Origin of the sequence: Nocardioides sp. J54 (assembly GCF_000519005.1) — a bacterium.
Classification (GTDB): Bacteria; Actinomycetota; Actinomycetes; order Propionibacteriales; family Nocardioidaceae; genus Nocardioides.
Window position 1 is genome coordinate 69094 of sequence record NZ_JAER01000011.1, and the last position, 19907, is coordinate 89000.

Below are 19907 nucleotides of genomic sequence, written 5' to 3' on the forward strand. Positions count from 1 at the left end.
AGGCGCAGACGACACCCAGCGGGCGGTGCGTGCATCGTCTGGGCCTCATCGTAAGCCCGTTTCTCGGTTTCGGCCCGTCCGTTCTTTGCCTTCCCGGGCCACCGCTCAGGTGCTCCCTACCTTCCAACCTCTCGGACAACTCCACCTCTCCCTGGTCCTTCTTCACCTCCTCCCGCCACCTTCCGTTCCCGCCCTCGCTCCGTCCCTGCTCTTCGCCTTCCGGCTCCACCTCGTTCACCCCAGCCCCTCTCGCCTTCACACGGTTTGCAGATCGAGGGGTCTGTGGATGGAGAAGCGCACCTGAAGGCTGTGGAACGGAAACGGCCGTGACGGTGTCGCTGCGGCGGATGTCCGCTGGCAGCGGCTACCAGTACCTGCTGCGCAGCGTCGCCGTCGGTGACGGCAGCAGGGCCCTGTCGACGCCGCTCACCCGGTACTACTCCGAGGTCGGTACGCCGCCAGGCCGCTGGCTCGGCTCCGGAGTCCGTGCGCTGGGGAGCGGTCAGCTGGCTGCGGGGATGCAGGTGACCGAGGAGCAGCTCGCGCTGCTGATCGGCATGGGGCGGGATCCGATCACGGGAGAGCAGCTCGGGCGCGCGTATCCGACGTACAAGCGCCTGGTGGACCGCATCGACGAGCGCGTGGCGGCTCTCGATCCGGAGATGACGCAGGAGGACTGCGCGGCCGAAACGAGCCGAATCGAGGCCGAGGAGACCGCTGCCGGCACGCGCCAGGCCGTGGCGGGTTTCGATCTCACCTTCAGCGTCCCCAAGTCGGTGTCGGTGCTATGGGCAGTCGCCGATGCGGCCACCCAGGAGCGGATCGCAGAAGCACATCATGCGGCTGTCGCCGACGTCATCGCCTTCTTCGAGCGAGAGGTGGCCGCGACGCGGGCCGGAATCTCCGACAGCGACGGCGCCGTGGCCCAGGTCAGCGTGGCAGGGGTCGCCGCCGTCGCCTACGACCACTTCGACTCCCGCGCCGGAGACCCACAGCTCCACACGCACGTGGTGGTATCCAACAAGGTGCTGACCGTGATGGACGGACGGTGGCGCAGCCTCGACGGCCGCCCGGTGTTCTCCTCCGTCACGGGACTGTCAGCGCACTACAACGCCCTGCTGGCCGACCGACTCAGCCGAGACATCGGCGTCGAGTGGGAGCTGCGCCAACGCAGTGCCGACCGCAACCCGCAATGGGAGATCGCCGGCATCAGCGATGAGCTCATCGCCGAGTTCTCGAGCCGGACCCGCGAGATCGAACTCAAGAAGGACGAGCTCATCGCCGAGTACGTGACACGGCACGGTCGGATGCCGTCGGCCAGGACCATCGTGGAGCTGCGCGCCCATGCGACCCTGGCGACTCGGCCACCAAAGGAGCTCCGGTCGCTCCTTGACCTGACAGCCGAGTGGCGACGCCGCGCATCCGAGCGACTGGGCGCGGATGCGACCGCGTGGGCAGCAACGCTCCTTGGTGCTGGGGCACCGCTCACCGTCGACGACGTTCCCTTGGCAGCGATCGAGGCGATCGCCGCTGACGTCGTGGCTGCGGTCGAGGTCAAGAGGGCGGTGTGGACCCACTGGAACCTCATGGCCGAGGCGTCGAAGCAGACGATGGACCTACGGTTCGCGACTAGTGCGGACCGCGAGGCGGTGGTTGCCATGGTGGTCGACGCAGCTCAGGGTCAGTCGGTGTCGCTGACTCCGCCGGAGCTCGCGAGCAGTCCGATCCGCTTCCAGCGCGAGGACGGCACGAGCCTCTTCCGGCCGCGGCACTCGGCCAAGTACTCCTCGACCGCGATCATCGATGCAGAAGCACGTCTCCTGGACCGCTCGGAAGCCACGACCGCGCCGACCGTGCGGGGCAGCACGCTGGCGCGGGTGGTGAGGCATTCGAGGGGTCGCCTCAGCACCCAACAGCGGACCGCGCTCGAGAGCATCACCTCGTCCGGCCGGAAGCTGGACCTGCTGGTTGGCCCCGCGGGCGCCGGCAAGACGACAACGATGCGCGCCCTTCGCTCCGCGTGGATCGACGAGCATGGGCAGGGGAGTGTCATCGGGCTCGCGCCATCGGCGACAGCTGCACAGGCGCTGGCCGACGACCTGGGGGTCGCCTGTGACAACACGGCGAAGTGGCTGCATGAGTACGACCAAGGGCGCACGGATCTGCGCGCCGGGCAACTGGTGATCATCGACGAGGCCACGCTCGCGGGAACGGCCACGCTCGACCGGATCAGCAGCATCGCAGAGCCCGCGGGAGCCAAGGTCCTGCTCGTCGGTGATCCGTATCAACTTCAGTCCGTCGAGGCCGGGGGCGCCTTCGCGCTCCTGGTCGATCGCCGCACCGATGCCCCGGAGCTGACCGACATCCATCGCTTCGTGAACGAGTGGGAGAAGCACGCTTCCCTCGCCCTTCGCCGGGGTGAGGTCGAGGTCCTCTCGACGTACATCCGCCAGAAGCGAATCCGCGAGGGACTGACCGACGAGATGCTCGATCGGGCGTACGAGGCGTGGCGTGCGGACTGCAGCGCCGGGAAGGCCAGCATCCTCGTGACCGAGTCGTCGCATGCCGTACGAACCCTGAACGAGCGGGCCCGCGCCGAACGGCTGCTGCTCGAGGGCGCCGTCGACGGTCGCGAGATGCCGCTGGCCGCCGGCAATACCGCCTCGGTTGGGGATGTCGTCATCACCCGGCGGAACGAGCGCACCCTGCGGACCTCTCGCGGTGGCTGGGTCAAGAACGGCGACCGCTGGCGGGTGGTCGACATACGCTGCGACGGCTCGATGCTCGTTGACCGGCTCGATCCACGACGTCGAGGCAAGACGGTGCTGCCGCCCGACTACGTCAGCGAGTACGTAGACCTCGGGTATGCCGTCACCGCACATCGGGCCCAGGGCATCACGGTCGACACCTCCCACGTCGTCGTCACACCCTCGACGACCAGAGAGAACCTCTACGTCTCCATGAGTCGCGGTCGGGAGTCGAACATCGCGTACGTCGCGCTCGACCAGCCCGACGACAGCCACTCGACTCCCGAGCCTGACGACGTCACGGCCCGCACCGTGCTCTTCGGCGTGCTCCAACACAGCGGCGCCAGCATGTCGGCGCACCAGACGATGGAGGCCGAGTACGCGATCCACGGCGGCATCGACCGTCTCGCCGCTGAACTCGAGACGATCGCGGGACACGCCCAGCGCGACCGGTTCGTGGAACTCCTGCGGCGGTCCGGTCTCACGCCTGAGCAGCACGAAGCGGTCGTCCAGTCGAGCGCCTTCGGTCCGCTCACCGCGTCCCTCCGCAGAGCGGAGGCCTACCACCACGATCTCGAGAAGCTGGTTCCGCGCGTGATTGCGCAGCACGCGCTGGACGATGCTGACGACATCGCCGCGGTGCTTCGCTACCGGGTCGAGCAGGCAACCGCGTCCCTGCCTCGAGGCTGCGGACTCCGCCCACGCCTGATCGCAGGCCTCGTCCCGGAGCCGCTGGGGGAGATGTCCGCCGAGGACCGCCAGGCGATCGACGAACGCACCGAGCTCATCGAGGCCCGGGCCCTCGCCCTCGCGACGGCAGCTGTGGACGCCGGTGCGCCCTGGACTCGCCGACTGGGGAGGCCGCCGGCCGATCCGAACGACCACGCGTCCTGGATGCTCGCCGCAGCCACAGTCGCGGCGTACCGCGACCGCTACAAGGTTGTGTCTGATCTGCCCGTCGGGGGAGGAGCCGCGCACGACGCACAGCGGGCCGACCGTAGGCGGGCCCAGTGGGCTGCCCGGGAGGCACAACGCCTGGCGGCCGCGTCCGCGACCGAGCGCACAGTCGGGACAACTGCGAATGCCATCTCAATCCCATAGGTCTGTCCAGTGATCCGGTTTTCCACAGGCAGACGTCAGGTTCGTAGACCCGGCGGCGGTCTGGCCTATGACGGGCGTGTCCACCAATCCACGGGAGGTCCCGATGCTCATCCTGCTTGCGATACCGGTCATCGCGGCGGTCGCGTTCGTGCAACGATTCCTGCAGGCGGTCGCCCCGTCGAACGTGCTGATCACACGCGTCCGCCGAGCGGGGCCTAGCTGTAGGGGATGCGCGACTCTCGTTGTGCTTGCGCTCTTCTTGCTCATGGCGATTCAAGGTCTGACGTTGGCAATCTCCAGTGGCGCGCCGGGCTGGTTGAACCTGCTCGTCTTGGTCCTCGCGTGGGACACGATCAAGTTCGCGGTGGCTTCCTGCCTCGAGGCCACTGGCTGCGTGCGAAGGTTTGCAATCACTATCGCGTCAAGCAGACGGCTTTCTCAGATCGGTGGCACATGTGCTTGACGAAGTCGACAATCGTCGGGTGACCATCGTCTACCTCGACAGCGCCCCTGAGAACCACGTCCCTGAGCTGGGGTTGAGGGTCGTCTCGGTCCTCAACGAGCGTTGGAACGGATGGCTCCGGCCCCTTGCGACCGCAGACGCCTTCGGCAGCTTCCTTGACGCGTGGAGACGGAATGATCCGAACGGGATCTGGGGCTGGGCCACTGAGGTGGGAGACACCCTAGTTTGCAGCCGGTCCGACGACGACGAGCCTGCGGACGAGTTTCCGAAGGTGGGCACGCTTCCCGACGGACGGGCGATCTTCGACTTAACCGGGTGGACCTGGGTAGAGGGCGCCGAGGCGTAAACCGCTGCCCGGGCGTCAGAGTCCCACGTGGTTCCGGAGGCGTCGGGCGAGCAACTCCGCGATCGGCACGGCGACAGCGTTTCCGATTGCACCCATGCTGCGGGAACGGGCAACCGGAAACTCATAGGAATCAGGGAAACCCTGGATCCGAGCCGACTCGCGCACGGTCAAGTAGCGCAGCGAGTTGTCGTCGAACCGAATCATTGCCTCGCCACCGCTGACTCCATGGACTCCGGCCTTGATCGTCTTGGCCGGCCAGTCGAAGGGACTTCCCGAGTGCTTCGGGTAGGCACGAGCACCGGGAATCCCTCGATGGTTCGTGAAGCCCTCGGCATCTATGCCGTCAACGGGCTCCGGTAGCCCGACAACTGCGTCGCGGATGGTCTGCCAGCGCGCCTTTTCCGGCCGACCTAGCTCCTTTAGTACGCGCTTGCGCTCCTCCATGCCGTCAGGCAGTACAGGCATTGCCATGCCGTGTGAGGTCCAGTAGTCGCCCGTGACCCATTGGTCGTAGAGCAGCGCATCACGGCTGAACTCGCCGTCGATCTGGTCCGGCCAGGTATCAGCGTTTGGAAGATCAGTTCGGATCCCGATCAGAAAGACACGGCGCCGGTTCTGGGGGAGACCGAAGTCAGCAGCGTCGATGAGGTGCTGCGTGACGTGGTAGCGCAACGACCGTGGGCGGGCCTTCTGGATCCGAGCATCATGCTCTACCCACAGTTCGTCCGCGTTGGGGGTAACCGTCGGCTTCTCAAGCTGATGCCGGATGTAGGAGAAGTACGGAGAGAAGGACGGGCGCGTGAGCCCTGGGACGTTTTCGAAGATCACGAACTTCGGACGAAGCTTGCGGACGACGTCCAGTGCAGCCGGAAACATGTTTCGATCGTCCTCGTCACCAGCGTGCACACCCGCCAGCGAGAACGGCTGGCACGGGGGCCCGCCCGCTACTAGGTCGACCTGCCCTTCCTTGAGGTCCGTCTGATTTAGCCAGATGCGGACGTCCTTCTCGTGCACATCGTCCATGTTCCAGAGGCTCGGGTGCAGCTCTGCGTTGTGTCGAAGGATCGCGGCGGCGGGCTTGTACCACTCGACCAGCGCAAGGTGCTCGAACCCGGCATTCCGCGTCCCGAGGGCCATTCCGCCTCCGCCCGCGAACAACTCCACTGAGGTCAACGAGTTGCTCATCGGCCGACGGCCTTCCGCCGACTGCGAACGGCACGCTCGACCTGATCAGCCGCCGATTCGACATCACGCTCGACTTCGGATGCCCAGACACGCATCACCAACCAGCCGTCGTCGGAGAGCGTCTGGGTGACCTGCTCGTCTCGCCGCATGTTGCGGCTGATCTTGGTCTTCCAGAAGTCAGAGTTTGCGTGGCGGAATTCGTCCTCGAAGGACTTGTAGCCACGGATCCGCCATCCGTTGCCGTGCCAACGGTCGCCATCCACAAAGCAGGCGACCCGGGCTGGCCCGAACACGATGTCGGGCTTGCCCACCAGATTCGTTGACACGCGGAAGCGGAGTCCTCTCTTGTGCAGCTCACGGCGCAGAGCCATTTCGGGTCGGGTCCCGGTATGCCTGACTGCAGACATGATCCGGGAGGTCACTTCGGGATCGCGCGTCACGCCTGCTCACCGCCTTTCGGCTGGCGAGAAGCCACGCGGTAGTACTTAATCGCGATAGAACAGCGCTCAGCGATCCGCTTGTGGTGTGCCTTCTCTCCCCGAGTGACCGGGTGATCCAAGGTCTCTAAGATCACGACGCACCCCTCGTGGCTCGGGTTGCCCGCGAGGTGGTTGATTGTCGCCCACACCAGGTGACGGAGGTTCTTGGCCGCGTCCCACACCACGTAGGTCGTCGTGCCGTCGACTCTGGCGAGGCAGTGGAACGGCTTGACCCCCGTGCTGTTGTCGAGGACGACGGAGTCGGAGCCTAGAACGTGCTGGACGAGTTGCTCAGCGGTGGGTCCGACGGTGGAGCCGAACCTCGCATACCTCCCAGCTCCCAGTCGAGCCCGTCCGTACTCCTTCATCGGGCCGTCTTTGATCCACGAGCGGGCGTTCTCGGCGCTCATGTATTTGGTGAGGACGCCGCCGATCTCAGGATCGGTCACCCAATCGTCGTACTGCGCGGTCCGATTGCTGGCGGGCAGGTGCTCCCAGTCGAGCCGATCTGCTGCGTCGTAGAGAGCCTTGACCACACCGTCGATCTGATCCTTCGGCACGCGGCGCGATTCTGCGGCACTCATGATGCGGGGAGGTCCGGGTCGAGGAACTGGAGACGTGCGTCATCGTTCGCGGTCTCAAGGTCAGCAGCGTCAAGAATCCACTGCTCGAGTAGAGACTCGGCCCGAGCGTCGTTGAAGCTGATCTCCGGTTGCGGCACGTCGGGGACGACCTCAATCTCATCCGCATTGGTCTGCCGACGCAGGTTGAGGAGGGCAGCAACACGACGCAGGTCACTGACGAAGTCGAGTGCGATCACCTTGTGCTTGCCCTCGCGGAGCCGCAGGCCACGCCCCAGTTGCTGGACAAAGATCCGACGACTGTGGGTGACGCGGGCGAAGCAGATGATGTTCACATCGGGCACGTCTACGCCCTCGTTCAGGATGTCGACGGCAGTCAGAATCGGAACCCGGCCGGAACGAAAGTCGAGAAGGCGAAGTTGTCGATCGCGAACCTTCAGCCCCTCATGGATGGCCTGGGCGTTCGACCACTCCGGCGAGCGGCGGATCAGTTCCGCCATGCGCTCTGCGTGTTCCTTGGTCTGGCAGAACACGATGGCCCGCGGATCGAGTGTCGACCGCCAGGCAGCGCTCAGTTCGTCAAGGATCGCCTCGTCTCGCTGCGGCAAGAACAACTTCGAGTTGAGCTCCTTCATCGAGTACGAGCGCCGTGACACGTCCTTGACGACATCCCAATCGATGTTGTCCAGGAACAACCGGTAGTCAACTTGGGCGAGATAGCCGAGGCGCATCCCCTCGCCGATGCCCAACTTGTACGAAGCGGGCCCGAAATGGCTCTCGATGTCGTACTTGTCACCACGCCACGGGGTCGCGGTGACCCCGAACTGGCTTGAGTCGCTCAACTCGGCCAGCAGCTGTCCGTACTGGCCGTCCTCTCCCACATGGTGAGTCTCATCGACCATGACCAAGGACGGTCGGTATCCAGCGAGCGCCACGTTGAGGGCACTCGCAACGGTCGCGAACGTGACCCCGCGCAAGTCCTTCGGCTTCTCGTCTCCCGTCAGAACCTGGGTCCTCACGGTCTTCGGCAGGTGTCGCCAGAGTGCGCGCTCTAGTTGCGCGACCAGGTCCTTGGTATGAGCCGTGACCAGGATGTCCGCCTTCGGGTCCAGTGAGAGGTGGTGAGCGATGACCTCGCCGCCGACGACGGTCTTCCCCAAGCCCGTGGCGAGCACGAGGAGCGCGCGGCCCTCGGTGTCGAGGTCTTCTATCAACGAGGCGACGGCTTCGCTCTGGTAGTCCCGAAGTCGGATTCGAACCGGCTGGTCCGCAGCCTGCTCCCAGAGCTGCAGCAGGTCGGCGCCGGTCCAGAAGTCGATGCGCTGACCCGTGCGAGCCAGGACCTGAGCGCGCGCAATAGCGTCTCGGCTGGGCCGAACGTTGGTGACGACAACGCCGCGGTTGGCGCGGTAGTGGTCCATCGCGTTGGAGACCTCATCGACCGCACTCTTCGGAACGCTGCCCTGCTTCTGCCACTTGGCCTGGAACACCCACGTCTGCCCGGCAATCGTGGCGAGCAGGTCGCCGCCCTCGTCGCCGGCGCCGTCGATATTCGATATGTCGCTGTACCTCAGGAGGCCAAGGAGTCGTTCGACCTGCGTCGTGAACCGACGCTCACCCCCAAGAATCAGGTGCCGTGGATCGACGAAGGAATCGTTCACGACGAGTCCTCGGGTGCATCAACCAGCTCGGCTTCAAGCAGGCGGCAACTCAACCGACCGCGGTTGAGCTCATCGGGCCGCCGACGTGTCTGGTGCTCCGCCAACTGGCCGGCATCGTTCAAGTACCCAATCAGACGGTTGACCGTGAGCGCACGGGCGTGGCTGTCCGTGAACGTCTGGTAGGGGGCACGGAACACTCGGCCATCGAGGAATTCTCCAGGACGCTGCTGGATGAGGCGGGAGAGCGCGGCGGACGACGCGTACAGGATCCAGGCGCCGCTCTCACGAGCGTCCTGCCAGTCGGCGTCCATCCCCTCCTGAGCGAAACGCTGCTCGGCGGCTGCCTGCTCAGGCTCCATCACGTAGCCCCAGAAACCCTCCGAGTTGCCCGAGATCACTGGTCGCATCGTGCTCCGGACGCGATCGAGCAAGGCGTGCGCCGCGCCGCCGAGCGCCGTCGGTGTCACCTTCTGGTCGGGAAGGCAACGATCCATCAGGTCAGCGATGATTGAGCTGAGCGCCTGTGTGCTGCCTCGACGATCTCGGATGTGCTCAGCCACGCCGAGGACGGCGTACTCACGCGGGTCTGCGCCAAAGTCAGTGAAGAGACTGTGGCCGAAGTCCACGAACACGTGAACGTCGGTTCCGCGCTGCTGCTGAACGTAGACGGGGACCCGCTGACCGTTCGTGTCCGAGACCTCGGTGCCGTTCAGGCCGTAGACAGTCACCTTCAGAGCATTCCCGAATCCGGGCAGCGAATACTCGCCCGAGATGTCGTGGAGGACCTCTCCCTGCTGGCGGTACCGCTCCTGCTTCTGATCCTCGGTCTCACGTGGTGGGGTCGGGTCCTCGGGCTGCGGCTGTGAGTCAGTTGGATCGGGGATGTCAAGCCGGGATCGAGCGTCGTCGTCGCCGTCTCCGGGACCGGTTGATTCGGGAGGCACGATGACCTTCGGCTCGTCGTGCTGCTTCGCCTGCTCGTACCAGATGTGATCGTCCTGGTACTCGGGGTCGCCCTTGCGGAACAGCTTCGCCCACTCACGGGCCTTCTCATGGATCGCGTGATCACCGTCTCCGGGGACCAGGTACTTAAGGCCGGGGTCGAGCCGTCGGTAACCGGTGAAGAGACGACCGATCGGTGATTCGTTGGGCGGGTAACCGGCGTCGCGTGCGATGTTCGGCCGGAGAGGACCGTCCCCGCGCAGCGTGCGCACAACCTGCTTCCACTCGATTGTGTTGTACTCAAAGGCGTTCTTCTGATAGTTGACGCGCACGTGATCGATGTGGATCTCGCCCACGATCCTGCCTTCGTTGGGCACCTCGATCGGATACTCGCTCTCAGGGCGAGCTCCGAGTTCGTTGGGGTCCTCCCACGCGAAGATCCGCACGTCACGAACGAGAATCTTGCGACCGTTACGCAAGAAGTCGATGCCGAAGTCAGACTTGTGGGAGTAGCGCTGGATGCCCAGCCATCCCCTGATCCGGCGCTCGCGTTCCTCGAGCTCCGGACTGCCGCACTCCTCACACTCGCGGACCGTGAGGTCCTGCCAACGGCCGCAGTCGTGGCAGGCTTTCAGCGACGGCAACTCCTTATCGATTTCGATATATGCCGGGTACTTGACTCCCCGCTGGACCACGAACCGGTCCTTGTTCCAGACGCATGGCAACAACGGCTGCACGGCCTTGCCGTCGACCCGGAGCGAGAAGTCACGCTCGCGCAGGAGATAGGAGTACACATCGCCGAGTAGATCCCGGATCTTGGTCTGCTGGCGCGACAGCAGGTCGTGCTGCTCCTGCTTCAGATCGCTGACGATGACCTGGGTTCCGTGCTCAGCCGGATCATCCTTGGGCTCACGGATGACGGGAACGACGAAGTTGTCCTGGGTAGCCATCTTCCGGAGGTCCAGAGTGACGCTCACCCACTCGGAGTCCCCGGCGCGGGTCGTGCGTACCTGGGTCGTATTGCCGAGTCGAGCCGTGGCGATGTTGAAGCCCATGCCGAACAATCCGAGCTTGCCGTAGCGCGCATTGCTCGACCATCCGGCCGACAGCGCCATGTTGAGATGATCGAGGCTCATACCCCGGCCGTTGTCGCTGATCCACACCTGCGCGTCCCGGTGGTCAGAGTTGCGGCTGGGAAGGCTGATGGTGACCGTCGGCGTGTCGTCCTCCGGCGGGTCCGACAGGAAGTCGTCGAAGGCGTTGTCGATCAGCTCGGCCAGACACTGCCACGGCGCGAACTCGATGTCACCGAGCACCGCCAACAGCCGTGGATGCGGCGTTACATCGATGCTCTCCCCGCCGATGGAGACCTCCTCATCGACCACAGTTGACCCTTCCCTCGACCCTCGTCTGCTCTGTCTGGATGCGACTGTCCGACCCTAACCGCCGCGTCCGACACAGCTGACCAAAACGGCCCGTAACGACCGAAGGATGCGCTCGCGTGGGAGCCGCCGCCGCGCCCCACTCGTTGTGCCCAGTGCAGGAACCCCGGTCGCCACTCTCGCTGCCTCGTTCGACCACGCGTCGAGCGCTTCGCACTGGCGCGAGTGATCGACCCTCGCGGCCAAGATCCGGCTGCTAACTTGACGGCCGTGATTGATGTGGCCGCCGATGACGAACCTGCCATTCCGACGATCGGTTCGGTGGAGGACCTCATGCGGGTGCTGGCACCGATCACGGCGGACGGCCGCGAAGTGTGGTACCGAGGTCATCGCGACCTCAGTTGGCGGCTTGAAGCATCCGCCTACCGAGTGGAGCGCCACCGAACCGGTGAGCGAGCCATGCTCGCCAGATTTCGCCAAGAAGCTGCCGCCGCCGGATTGCAGTACGCATTCGACGAATGGGGCTGGATCACCTTCGCCCAACACCACGCTCTGCCAACTCGACTCCTTGACTGGTCGCAGGGGCCACTCGTGGCGCTGTTCTTCGCGTGCGAGGTGGGACCAGACTCCGATAAGACCGGCGTCGAGACCGACGGAGAGTTCTTCGTCCTCCATCCCAACGATCTGAACGTCGAAGCGGGGGACAGCGACGGCGGGCATCCCCGACTGTTGTCGGACGCAGATGGCAAGCTCCGGGACTACCTGCCTGGAAGAGATGCTGAGAACCCTTCGAAGCCCCGCGCCGTGATCGCGCCCCTGGTATTCGACAGGATTCGCTTCCAGACCGGAACCTTCACCGTGGCGCAGCTTCCGGCGGCTACCGCCGATCCCGAACCCTTGAGAAAGGCGCGCGCGTTGCAGTCCTTCACCATTCCCGGGGATACCAAGGCACACCTCCGTGAGCAGCTCGATGCCCTCGGCTTTAACGAGGTCTCGATCTACCGAGACCTCGATCGCATAGCGATCCGCATCAAGGACGGTCATGGGCGGGGCGTGGCATGAAAATCAGGACCGAACTCCTGCCGGAGATCAGCGTCTCGCGGTTCCTGCGTATGAAGAACGTGGTGGACCTGGACCCGCCCTATCAACGTGAGGGCGACGTCTGGAAACCCACCGCTCGGAGCGTCCTGATTGACTCGATCATCAACGGTCTAGACGTGCCGAAGCTGTACTTTGAGGCCGCGACCGCGCGAAGAGTTGGGCCTGATGGCCTCGCGTATCAATATGCTGTCATCGACGGGAAGCAGCGCCTGGGAGCCATCCTTGCGTTTCTCGCGGGTCAACTCGCGTTGGCGGAGGACTTTCTTTATTTCGAAGACGAAACCGTCAGAGCTGCAGGCATGACGCTTCCGGACCTAGAAGAGCAGTATCCACAGCTCGCGCGTCGGTTTCTGGATTACGAGTTGCCAATCGTCAGGGTCAGCAGCGACAGCGGCGACCTGATTGAAGAAATGTTCCAGCGCCTAAACGCGTCGACTTCTCTCAACGCCGCAGAACGCCGGAACGCACTGACCGGACCGACTAGGGATGCCGCGAACGCGCTTGCTGAACATCAGCTGTTGATCGCCCACTCGCCCATCCGCAGCGCCCGGTACAAGTACCGCGAACTAGGCGCGAAGTTCTTGGCCATCGAGCATCAGCTGGCGACACGCGGGAAGATCGTCGATACGAAGGCGGACACCCTCTACGACCTCTTCGTGGCGACGCGGGGTGCGTCGCCTCGAATCGCCGCCGCAGACATGGACGGCTACAAGGCGAACGCCGAGCGGACTCTCGATCGAATGGTCAAGATCTTCGAGCGAGACGATCGACTTCTCGCCTCGATCGGCACCGTCGTCGTCTATTACATCGCGTTCCTTACTAAGACCTTTGCTGATCAGGTCAATCGCGGAATGCTGGCTGAATTCGAGGATCTCAGACGCAAGGCAGCGCAGATGGCCGAGGATGATCCGGAATACACCAGACCCGCCAACGCGAGGCTCCGCGAGTACAACGTTTTCGTCCAGTCGACGAACGACGGGCGCGCGCTCGCGCGGCGGGCGGAGATCCTTGTGGCCTACGTTGGCGGGCACACTGCGGGCGACCCGTTGCCTGGCCTCGACGGACTCGGCGACGGCGAACTGCCGGACCGGGACGAGACAGAGGAATCCTGAGTACGCCCACCGTGCACATGCCACCCAAGCGCGCGTGGATCCAGATTCGCGTCCACCGCCAACTCGGGCCCACCCGTATCGAGCCGACGATGTGAGGAGACCTAGATGCGGACAGCATCGGCGGTACCTGAGTCGCCATTGACCGAAACGGCTGTAGCCACATGCAGGCCGTTCATAGTGGGACGGTGACATTGCCGTCGAGTGCGCGTGAGCGACTCGTAGATCCGCTAATGGCGCGTTCGTACTCGACCGTCGAACTACGAACGACGCACTCGCTGCCGATTCCCTCGGGCGCCTGGGCGACACGCATCGGTGCCCTGACCTCCGCGATCGTAGACCTCGCATCGGTTGCGCCGTCACTCTCCGCAGGCTTTGATGCGTGCCGGCAGGGCGTGGAGCATGTCATGAGCGAGGCGACCGCGGTGGTTTCCCACTTCCTCGCGCTCCAGCCGTTCGCGCCCTTCGACCACGAGGCAGCCGAGCGGCTGCTCACCCTCGTGGATCGTCGCTTGAATGATGTAGCGGAGCGCCTGCTCGCTGGGGATGAGGTCGAGGTCGATCTCGTCCTCCGTGATGAGGCTGAGCGGTGGACTGCCGTAGGAGGCTGCGCGGGTGTGAGGGCTGCGCTCTGCGAGGCGTTCGCGATGCCGGATCCTCCCATCGATGAGACAGGCGAGTTTCGAGCGGAGTGGGTGCTTGCGCACTATGCGTATAGGGGCAATGACCTGCTGCCACGCCTGTTGCCGCACCTGGCCTCACTGGGTGTGCCCGCTCTGACAGATGTCCTTGCCGCCGTCACGGTCGTTGGGGAGATCGTGTCGCGTGTAGACCCTGCGACCGCGTACGTTGAAATGGACGAGTTGATCGGTCGTTTCCTCTCGGCCGATCACGAGACCGGCATTGCTGTTCGCAGCCACCTCACGCTCATGGAGCCAGCCATGCGGCGCGCGACGAGCGCCGCCGCTCGCGCCTCTCAACTGGTCAGGGATGCGGGGGAGTCGGACGAGACGCGGGCAAATGCGCTCGCGGACAGCTACAAGCGGCTTGTAGAGGGTCCCTTCAGACAGTTCTCTTGGGCGATGTTCTGCCTTGGCGAAGGGACGTGGAGCGACCCGCCGACCTTGGGCGTGCTCCGTGATCGGCTCGTTGCTGCTGGGGGCCGGCTGGGCCACGTCACCGCCCGAGTCGTGATTCCAGAGCTAAGGAACGGCGAGGCTCACGAGACGTTGGTGTGGGACGGCTTCGCAGAACACTTCGTGACCGAAGGCGTCCAGATTTCCGCGCAGCAGGTCGTGGACAGCGCCGAGCTTGCCCAGTGCTTTGTAGCGGGCTGTGAGGCGGGACTGGCTGCCATCCGATTTCTTGATCTCTCGGGCCCGGTGCCGCCGCTGCCCGAACACGACGAGCCGGGCAGAATGCCCACGTGGCGGCGGGTTCAGGCGTTCTTCGGGACGAACCGTCTTCGCCTCCTCGACGCGAGCCTGAACACACGCCACGCGTCGCTGAGCGTTGAGCGGCTCGGGCTCACCGATGTAAATCCCTGCATCCAGGCACTCGTGCTTTCGCGCCGGCTCTTGCCCAGCGTCGAGAGCTTCTCTGTCCGGGACTCGGGGGGTGAGGTCATGATCTCCGTGTCTGCCGACGCGCTCGCTGCGACCATGCCGGCCTGGGAGTTCGCGGTTGCCAACCTCGACCAGATCCCCCTGGCGACCTTCTTGCCAGCCAACCTCGACGCCCGCATGCGTATCGAGCAACACAACGTTGCCATCCGCTCCGCCGCGTGGATTGCGGTCGATGACGCGGTCGGCATCATCGATGGCAGCCCCGAAGTCTGGGAGGAGGAGGATCGCTCCCTTATCGATACGAGGCTTCACGTTGTGGAGCTTGCCGTTCGAGCTACGAGGCAGCATCTCGGCACCCCGGCGCCACGTCTCGACAGCGTCGCCGGTTCCGTCGCAGCCCTTCGCACCTGGATCACCCAGCAGCGTCCGACCCGTGCGCGCCTCGCAGAGCACCGCAGCGAGTTCGCACGCCTTCGCATGCAGTGGGAGAACTGGGGTCCAGTCCCTAGGCACCCGCTCGTTTCCGAGGACGACACCCGAGATCCAAACGAACGTCAGCCCAGACTGCGGAAGGCTCCCAAAGACTTGGCGTTCCGCACCCTGTGACACCCGATCACGTGGCCCGAACAGCGCTGCAGTTGACCAGTCACGTGGGCCGCACTGGGGCCGCAGAAGAACGAGAAACGACCCCTGACGCTGGAAGACGTTGGAAGGTGTCTTCGCAGGTCAGGGGCCGTTTTCAGGCACCTAGCCGGTGGGCATTACCCACGCCGGACTAAATGTCGTAGTACAGCTCGAACTCGTGCGGGTGCGGGCGCAGCTGGACCGGGGCGATCTCGTTGGCCCGCTTGTAGTCCACCCAGGTCTCGATGAGGTCGGGGGTGAACACGTTGCCGACGGTGAGGAAGTCGTGGTCGGCCTCCAGCGCGTCGAGCACGGCACCGAGCGAGGTCGGCACCTGGGCGATCTCGGCCATCTCGTCCGGCGGGAGCTCGTAGATGTCCTTGTCGATCGGGGCGGCCGGCTCGATCTTGTTCTGGATGCCGTCGAGGCCGGCGAGCATCAGGGCCGAGAAGGCGAGGTACGGGTTCGCCGACGGGTCGGGGAAGCGGGTCTCGATGCGCTTGGCCTTCGGGTTCGTGCCCGTGATCGGGATGCGGACCGAGGCGGAGCGGTTGCGCGAGGAGTAGACCAGCGAGATCGGGGCCTCGTAGCCCGGCACCAGGCGGTGGTAGGAGTTCACCGTAGGGTTGGTGAAGGCGAGCAGCGCCGGGGCGTGCTCGAGGATGCCGCCGATGTACCAGCGCGCGAGGTCCGAGAGGCCGCCGTAGCCGGTCTCGTCGTAGAAGAGCGGCTCGCCGTCCTTCCAGAGGGACTGGTGGACGTGCATGCCGGAGCCGTTGTCACCGAAGATCGGCTTCGGCATGAAGGTGACCGACTTGCCCTGCTCCCACGCGGTGTTCTTGATGAGGTACTTGAACTTCATCACGTCGTCGGCGGCGCGCAGCAGCGTGTCGAACTTGTAGTTGATCTCGGCCTGGCCCGCGGTGCCGACCTCGTGGTGGGCGCGCTCGACCTGGAGGCCGCAGAGCTCGAGGTTCTTGACCATGTCGCCGCGGAGGTCGCTGTAGTGGTCGTACGGCTCGACGGGGAAGTAGCCACCCTTGAGCCGGGTCTTGTAGCCGCGGTTGTGCTCGTCGTTCTTGCCCGAGTTCCACCAGCCCTCGACGGAGTCGATGTGGTAGTAGCCCTCGTTGACGCCCGTGGAGTAGCGGACGTTGTCGAAGATGTAGAACTCGGCCTCGGGGGCGAAGAACGCGGTGTCCGCGATGCCGGTGCTGGAGAGGTACGCCAGCGCCTTCTTCGCGATGTTGCGCGGGTCGCGTGAGTACGCCTCGCCCGTGATCGGGTCGTGGATGAAGAAGTTGACGTTGAGCGTCTTCGCCTTGCGGAACGGGTCGACGTACGCCGTCGTCGGGTCCGGGAACAGCGACATGTCCGACTCGTTGATCGCCTGGAAGCCACGGATCGAGGAGCCGTCGAAGCCGAGACCGTCGTCGAAGACGGACTGGTCGAAGGACGAGGCGGGCACGGTGAAGTGCTGCATCACGCCCGGCAGGTCGCAGAAGCGGACGTCGATCATCTCGACGCCCTCGTCCTTGATGAACTTGAGCAGCTCTTCGCTGTTGTTGAACATTCGTTCCTCCTTGGCTGCGCTCCGCGGCGAGCCATTCGGTCAGCCGGTGTCGGTTCTGGACCGGCGGCGCTCCGTCGCGTCGCTTCTCCTGCCCAGCAACCTACCGAACAGGCAGTTTCCCGACCGTCACTGAAATGTTTCTGCCGTGTAACAGATTCTCAAATGACCCGACGGCCACGCCAGCAGGGGGCGTGGCCGTCGGGCCGAGGCGGTGCAGGTGGTGCAGGGTCAGCGGATGTAGAGCATCTCCTGGTAGGTCGGCAGCGGCCACAGGTCGTCGGCCACCAGGCCCTCGAGCTCGTCGGCGGCCGCGCGGACGTCACCCATGGCGGCGAGCACCACGTCGCGCAGGTACGCCGCCTCCGCGATGCCCTCGTGCTCGTGGGCGCCCTCGATGGCCGCGTCGAGCGCGTCGACGGCCGTGGTCAGGCGGGCCAGGGGAGCGGAGACCTTCTGCAGCGTGCCGAGGTCGGGCTCGACGCCAGCTGCCTTGAGGGCGGCCACGTTCTGGGCGAGCTCGGTCTGGTAGCGCAGCGCCGCCGGGAGCACGACCGTCCGCGCGATCTCGGAGGTCAGGTTGGCCTCGACGCCGACGGTCATCACGTACTGCTCGACGCCGACCTCGTAGCGCGACTCGAGCTCGGCGTCGTTGAAGACGCCGTACTTCGAGAAGAGCTCCTTCGACTCCGGGGTCAGCCACTCGGGGAGCGCGTCGACCGTCGTACGGAGGCTCTTCAGGCCACGCTGCTCTGCCTCGGCGTGCCACTCCTCGGAGTAGCCGTTGCCGTTGAAGATGACCGCGCCGTGCTCCTCGACGATCGTCTTGAGCAGGGCGGCGACGGCGTCGTTGAACTCCGCGCCGGCGGCCATCGCGGCCTCGATCTCGGTCGCGGCGAAGTCCAGCGCCTCGGCCATGATCGTGTTGATGATGACCATCGGGGAGGCGACGGTCTGGTTGGAGCCGGCGGCGCGGAACTCGAAGCGGTTGCCGGTGAAAGCGAACGGCGAGGTGCGGTTGCGGTCGCCGGCGTCGCGGGTGAGGTCGGGCAGGGTGTCGACGCCGACGGACAGCACGCCCTTCTGCATCGAGCTGGTGGCCTCGCCACCCTTGGCGATCTGGTCGAACACGTCGGCCAGCTGGTCGCCGAGGAAGATCGAGATGATCGCCGGGGGAGCCTCGTTGGCGCCCAGCCGGTGGTCGTTGCCGGCGGAGGCGACGGTGAGCCGCAGCAGGCCGCCGTGCAGGTGGACGGCGCGGATGATCGCGGCGCAGAAGACCAGGAACTGCGCGTTGTCGTGCGGGTTGTCGCCCGGGTTGAGGAAATTGCCCTGGTTGCCGTTGCCGAAGGAGAAGTTCACGTGCTTGCCGGAGCCGTTGACGCCGGCGAACGGCTTCTCGTGGAAGAGGCACTCCATGCCGTGCTGCTTGGCGATCGACCGGAAGGTGCTCATCAGCAGCTGCTGGTGGTCCGAGGCGAGGTTGGCGCGCTCGAAGACCGGGGCGATCTCGAACTGGCCGGGCGCGACCTCGTTGTGGCGGGTCTTGGCCGGGATGCCGAGCTTGAGCAGCGCGCGCTCGGTGTCGTGCATGAACGCCAGCACGCGCTCGGGGATCGCGCCGAAGTAGTGGTCGTCGAACTCCTGGCCCTTCGGCGGCTTCGCGCCGAACAGGGTCCGGCCCGCGTTGAGCAGGTCGGGGCGGGAGTTCACGAACGCGCGGTCGACCAGGAAGTACTCCTGCTCCGGGCCGCAGTAGGACACCACGTTGTCGATGTCCTCGTGGCCGAAGAGGGCCAGCACCCGGCGCGCCTGCTCGGCCATCGCGGCCTGCGAGCGCAGCAGCGGGGTCTTGTGGTCGAGCGCCTCGCCGGTCATCGACACGAAGATGGTCGGGATGCACAGCGTGTTGCCGTTGGCGTTCTCGAGGATGTACGCCGGCGACTGGACGTCCCAGCCGGTGTAGCCGCGCGCCTCGAAGGTCGCCCGGATGCCACCGTTGGGGAAGGACGAGGCGTCGGGCTCGCCCTGGATCAGCGTCTTGCCGGAGAACTCCCAGATCGCCGTACCGTCGCCGACCGGCTCGAGGAAGGAGTCGTGCTTCTCGGCGGTGAGGCCGGTCAGCGGGTAGAACACGTGGGCGTAGTGGGTGACGCCGCGCTCCATCGCCCAGTCCTTCATCGCGGTGGCGACGAGGTCGGCGACGGCCGGGTCGAGCCGCTCACCCTTCTGGATCGTGGCCGCGACCGACTTGAAGACGGCCTTCGGGAGCCGCTTCTGCATGACTGCCAGCGAGAAGACGTTCTCGCCGAAGATCTCGCCCGTCTTCTCGGCGACGTCGAAGAAGGGGGCCGGGCCCTCGAAGGACTGCGCGTCCTTGATGGCACCCAGGCGGACGGGGTTGGCGGTCATCTCTGCTCCTCGCGTGGACGCGGCTCGGCGGCGTCACTGGTCGGTCGTCGTCCCGGACGCTACGGACGGGGCGGGTCCCTGCCGTGTCCCGAATGTTTCGGGGAGGTAACAGGTCTGCCGGGGAGCGTGGCGACCGTCACACCTGGCACTCGCCTACGCTTGCCGCCGTGCCCTCGCCGACCTACCGGACCCCCGCGCCGACCTTCGAGACCGCTTCGTGGGGTCGCCGGATCCTCGCGCTGCTCGTCGACTGGCTGATCTGCACGCTCGCCGTGGTCGCGGTGTTCGGGCTCGAGGAGTACACGACGACCGGCTCCGTGGCCTCCGTTGTGGTGCTGCCCGTGTACGTCGTCGAGTCGGCCCTGCTGACCTGGCTGGCCGGGGGATCGGTCGGCAAGCTGCTCACCGGCCTGTGCGTCGTCCCCGCCGACGGCCGGCTCCGCCGCCTCAACCCGGTCAAGGCCTTCGGCCGCCAGGTGCTGGTCGCCCTCGTCGTCCCGCCCCTGGTCTTCCGCTCCGACGGCCGCGGCCTGCACGACCTCTTTGCCGGCACCTCGACCGTCACCTTCGCCACCCTGCGCACCCTGGTGAAGTGACGTCCGGCTGCTCTCGTGCGGCAGGACGTCATACGAAGAGTGG

Annotated in this window: 13 protein-coding genes; 6 read left to right on the top strand and 7 right to left on the bottom strand. The window is 65.5% G+C overall.

Translation table 11 applies throughout. From position 1 onward, the window contains the following. Positions 1 to 326: 326 nt before the first annotated feature. Together mobF and NOCJ54_RS0110075 are read left to right on the top strand one after the other, a co-directional pair. The gene (gene mobF, locus NOCJ54_RS0110065; protein WP_028655402.1) at positions 327 to 3848 is read left to right on the top strand and encodes a MobF family relaxase; all 3522 of its coding nucleotides are present in this window, start codon (positions 327 to 329) and stop codon (positions 3846 to 3848) included. A gap of 482 nt (positions 3849 to 4330) precedes the next feature. After that, complete coding sequence (locus tag NOCJ54_RS0110075) at positions 4331 to 4657, top strand: hypothetical protein (protein WP_028655404.1); 327 nt, start codon at positions 4331 to 4333, stop codon at positions 4655 to 4657. Between the two features lie 15 nt (positions 4658 to 4672). Here NOCJ54_RS0110075 and NOCJ54_RS0110080 read toward each other — a convergent pair whose 3' ends face one another. From NOCJ54_RS0110080 to NOCJ54_RS0110100, 5 genes are read right to left on the bottom strand one after another with little or no spacing between them, the layout of a single operon-like run. Further along, positions 4673 to 5842, bottom strand: a complete 1170-nt coding sequence (locus tag NOCJ54_RS0110080) for a DNA cytosine methyltransferase (protein WP_157514852.1) — start codon at positions 5840 to 5842, stop codon at positions 4673 to 4675. After that, the gene (locus NOCJ54_RS0110085) at positions 5839 to 6282 is read right to left on the bottom strand and encodes a very short patch repair endonuclease (protein WP_028655406.1); all 444 of its coding nucleotides are present in this window, start codon (positions 6280 to 6282) and stop codon (positions 5839 to 5841) included. Before NOCJ54_RS0110085 ends, NOCJ54_RS0110080 begins: the two co-directional genes overlap by 4 nt. Next, entirely contained in the window at positions 6279 to 6881 is a 603-nt protein-coding gene (locus tag NOCJ54_RS28185; RefSeq protein ID WP_157514853.1) for a hypothetical protein, read from the bottom strand. Before NOCJ54_RS28185 ends, NOCJ54_RS0110085 begins: the two co-directional genes overlap by 4 nt. A gap of 20 nt (positions 6882 to 6901) precedes the next feature. Further along, the gene (locus tag NOCJ54_RS0110095; protein ID WP_036517457.1) at positions 6902 to 8563 is read right to left on the bottom strand and encodes a DEAD/DEAH box helicase family protein; all 1662 of its coding nucleotides are present in this window, start codon (positions 8561 to 8563) and stop codon (positions 6902 to 6904) included. Next, positions 8560 to 10890 (bottom strand): ATP-binding protein, encoded by a 2331-nt coding sequence (locus tag NOCJ54_RS0110100; protein ID WP_051485682.1) that lies wholly within the window; start codon positions 10888 to 10890, stop codon positions 8560 to 8562. Before NOCJ54_RS0110100 ends, NOCJ54_RS0110095 begins: the two co-directional genes overlap by 4 nt. Before the next feature lie 267 nt (positions 10891 to 11157). On the opposite strand from NOCJ54_RS0110100, the gene NOCJ54_RS0110105 reads away from it, so the two are divergent. From NOCJ54_RS0110105 to NOCJ54_RS0110115, 3 genes are all read left to right on the top strand, one after another. Then, complete coding sequence (locus NOCJ54_RS0110105) at positions 11158 to 11949, top strand: FRG domain-containing protein (protein WP_157514854.1); 792 nt, start codon at positions 11158 to 11160, stop codon at positions 11947 to 11949. Next, positions 11946 to 13100, top strand: coding sequence for a DUF262 domain-containing protein (locus NOCJ54_RS0110110; protein WP_028655411.1), 1155 nt, complete (start codon positions 11946 to 11948; stop codon positions 13098 to 13100). Before NOCJ54_RS0110105 ends, NOCJ54_RS0110110 begins: the two co-directional genes overlap by 4 nt. A gap of 404 nt (positions 13101 to 13504) precedes the next feature. Continuing rightward, a complete protein-coding gene (locus tag NOCJ54_RS0110115; RefSeq protein WP_028655412.1) occupies positions 13505 to 15268 on the top strand; it encodes a hypothetical protein in 1764 nt (587 codons plus the stop codon). Positions 15269 to 15437: 169 nt separating this feature from the next. On the opposite strand, the gene glnA is transcribed toward NOCJ54_RS0110115, so the two are convergent. Further along, positions 15438 to 16859 (bottom strand): type I glutamate--ammonia ligase, encoded by a 1422-nt coding sequence (glnA, locus tag NOCJ54_RS0110120; RefSeq protein ID WP_028655413.1) that lies wholly within the window; start codon positions 16857 to 16859, stop codon positions 15438 to 15440. Between the two features lie 228 nt (positions 16860 to 17087). Next, positions 17088 to 19268, bottom strand: coding sequence for a glutamine synthetase III family protein (locus tag NOCJ54_RS0110125; protein ID WP_028655414.1), 2181 nt, complete (start codon positions 19266 to 19268; stop codon positions 17088 to 17090). A gap of 167 nt (positions 19269 to 19435) precedes the next feature. Here NOCJ54_RS0110125 and NOCJ54_RS24990 point away from each other — a divergent pair, with 167 nt between their 5' ends. Further along, positions 19436 to 19864: an RDD family protein gene (locus NOCJ54_RS24990; protein ID WP_036517459.1), complete on the top strand. Its 429-nt coding sequence runs from the start codon at positions 19436 to 19438 to the stop codon at positions 19862 to 19864. The last annotated feature ends 43 nt before the right edge of the window (positions 19865 to 19907 follow it).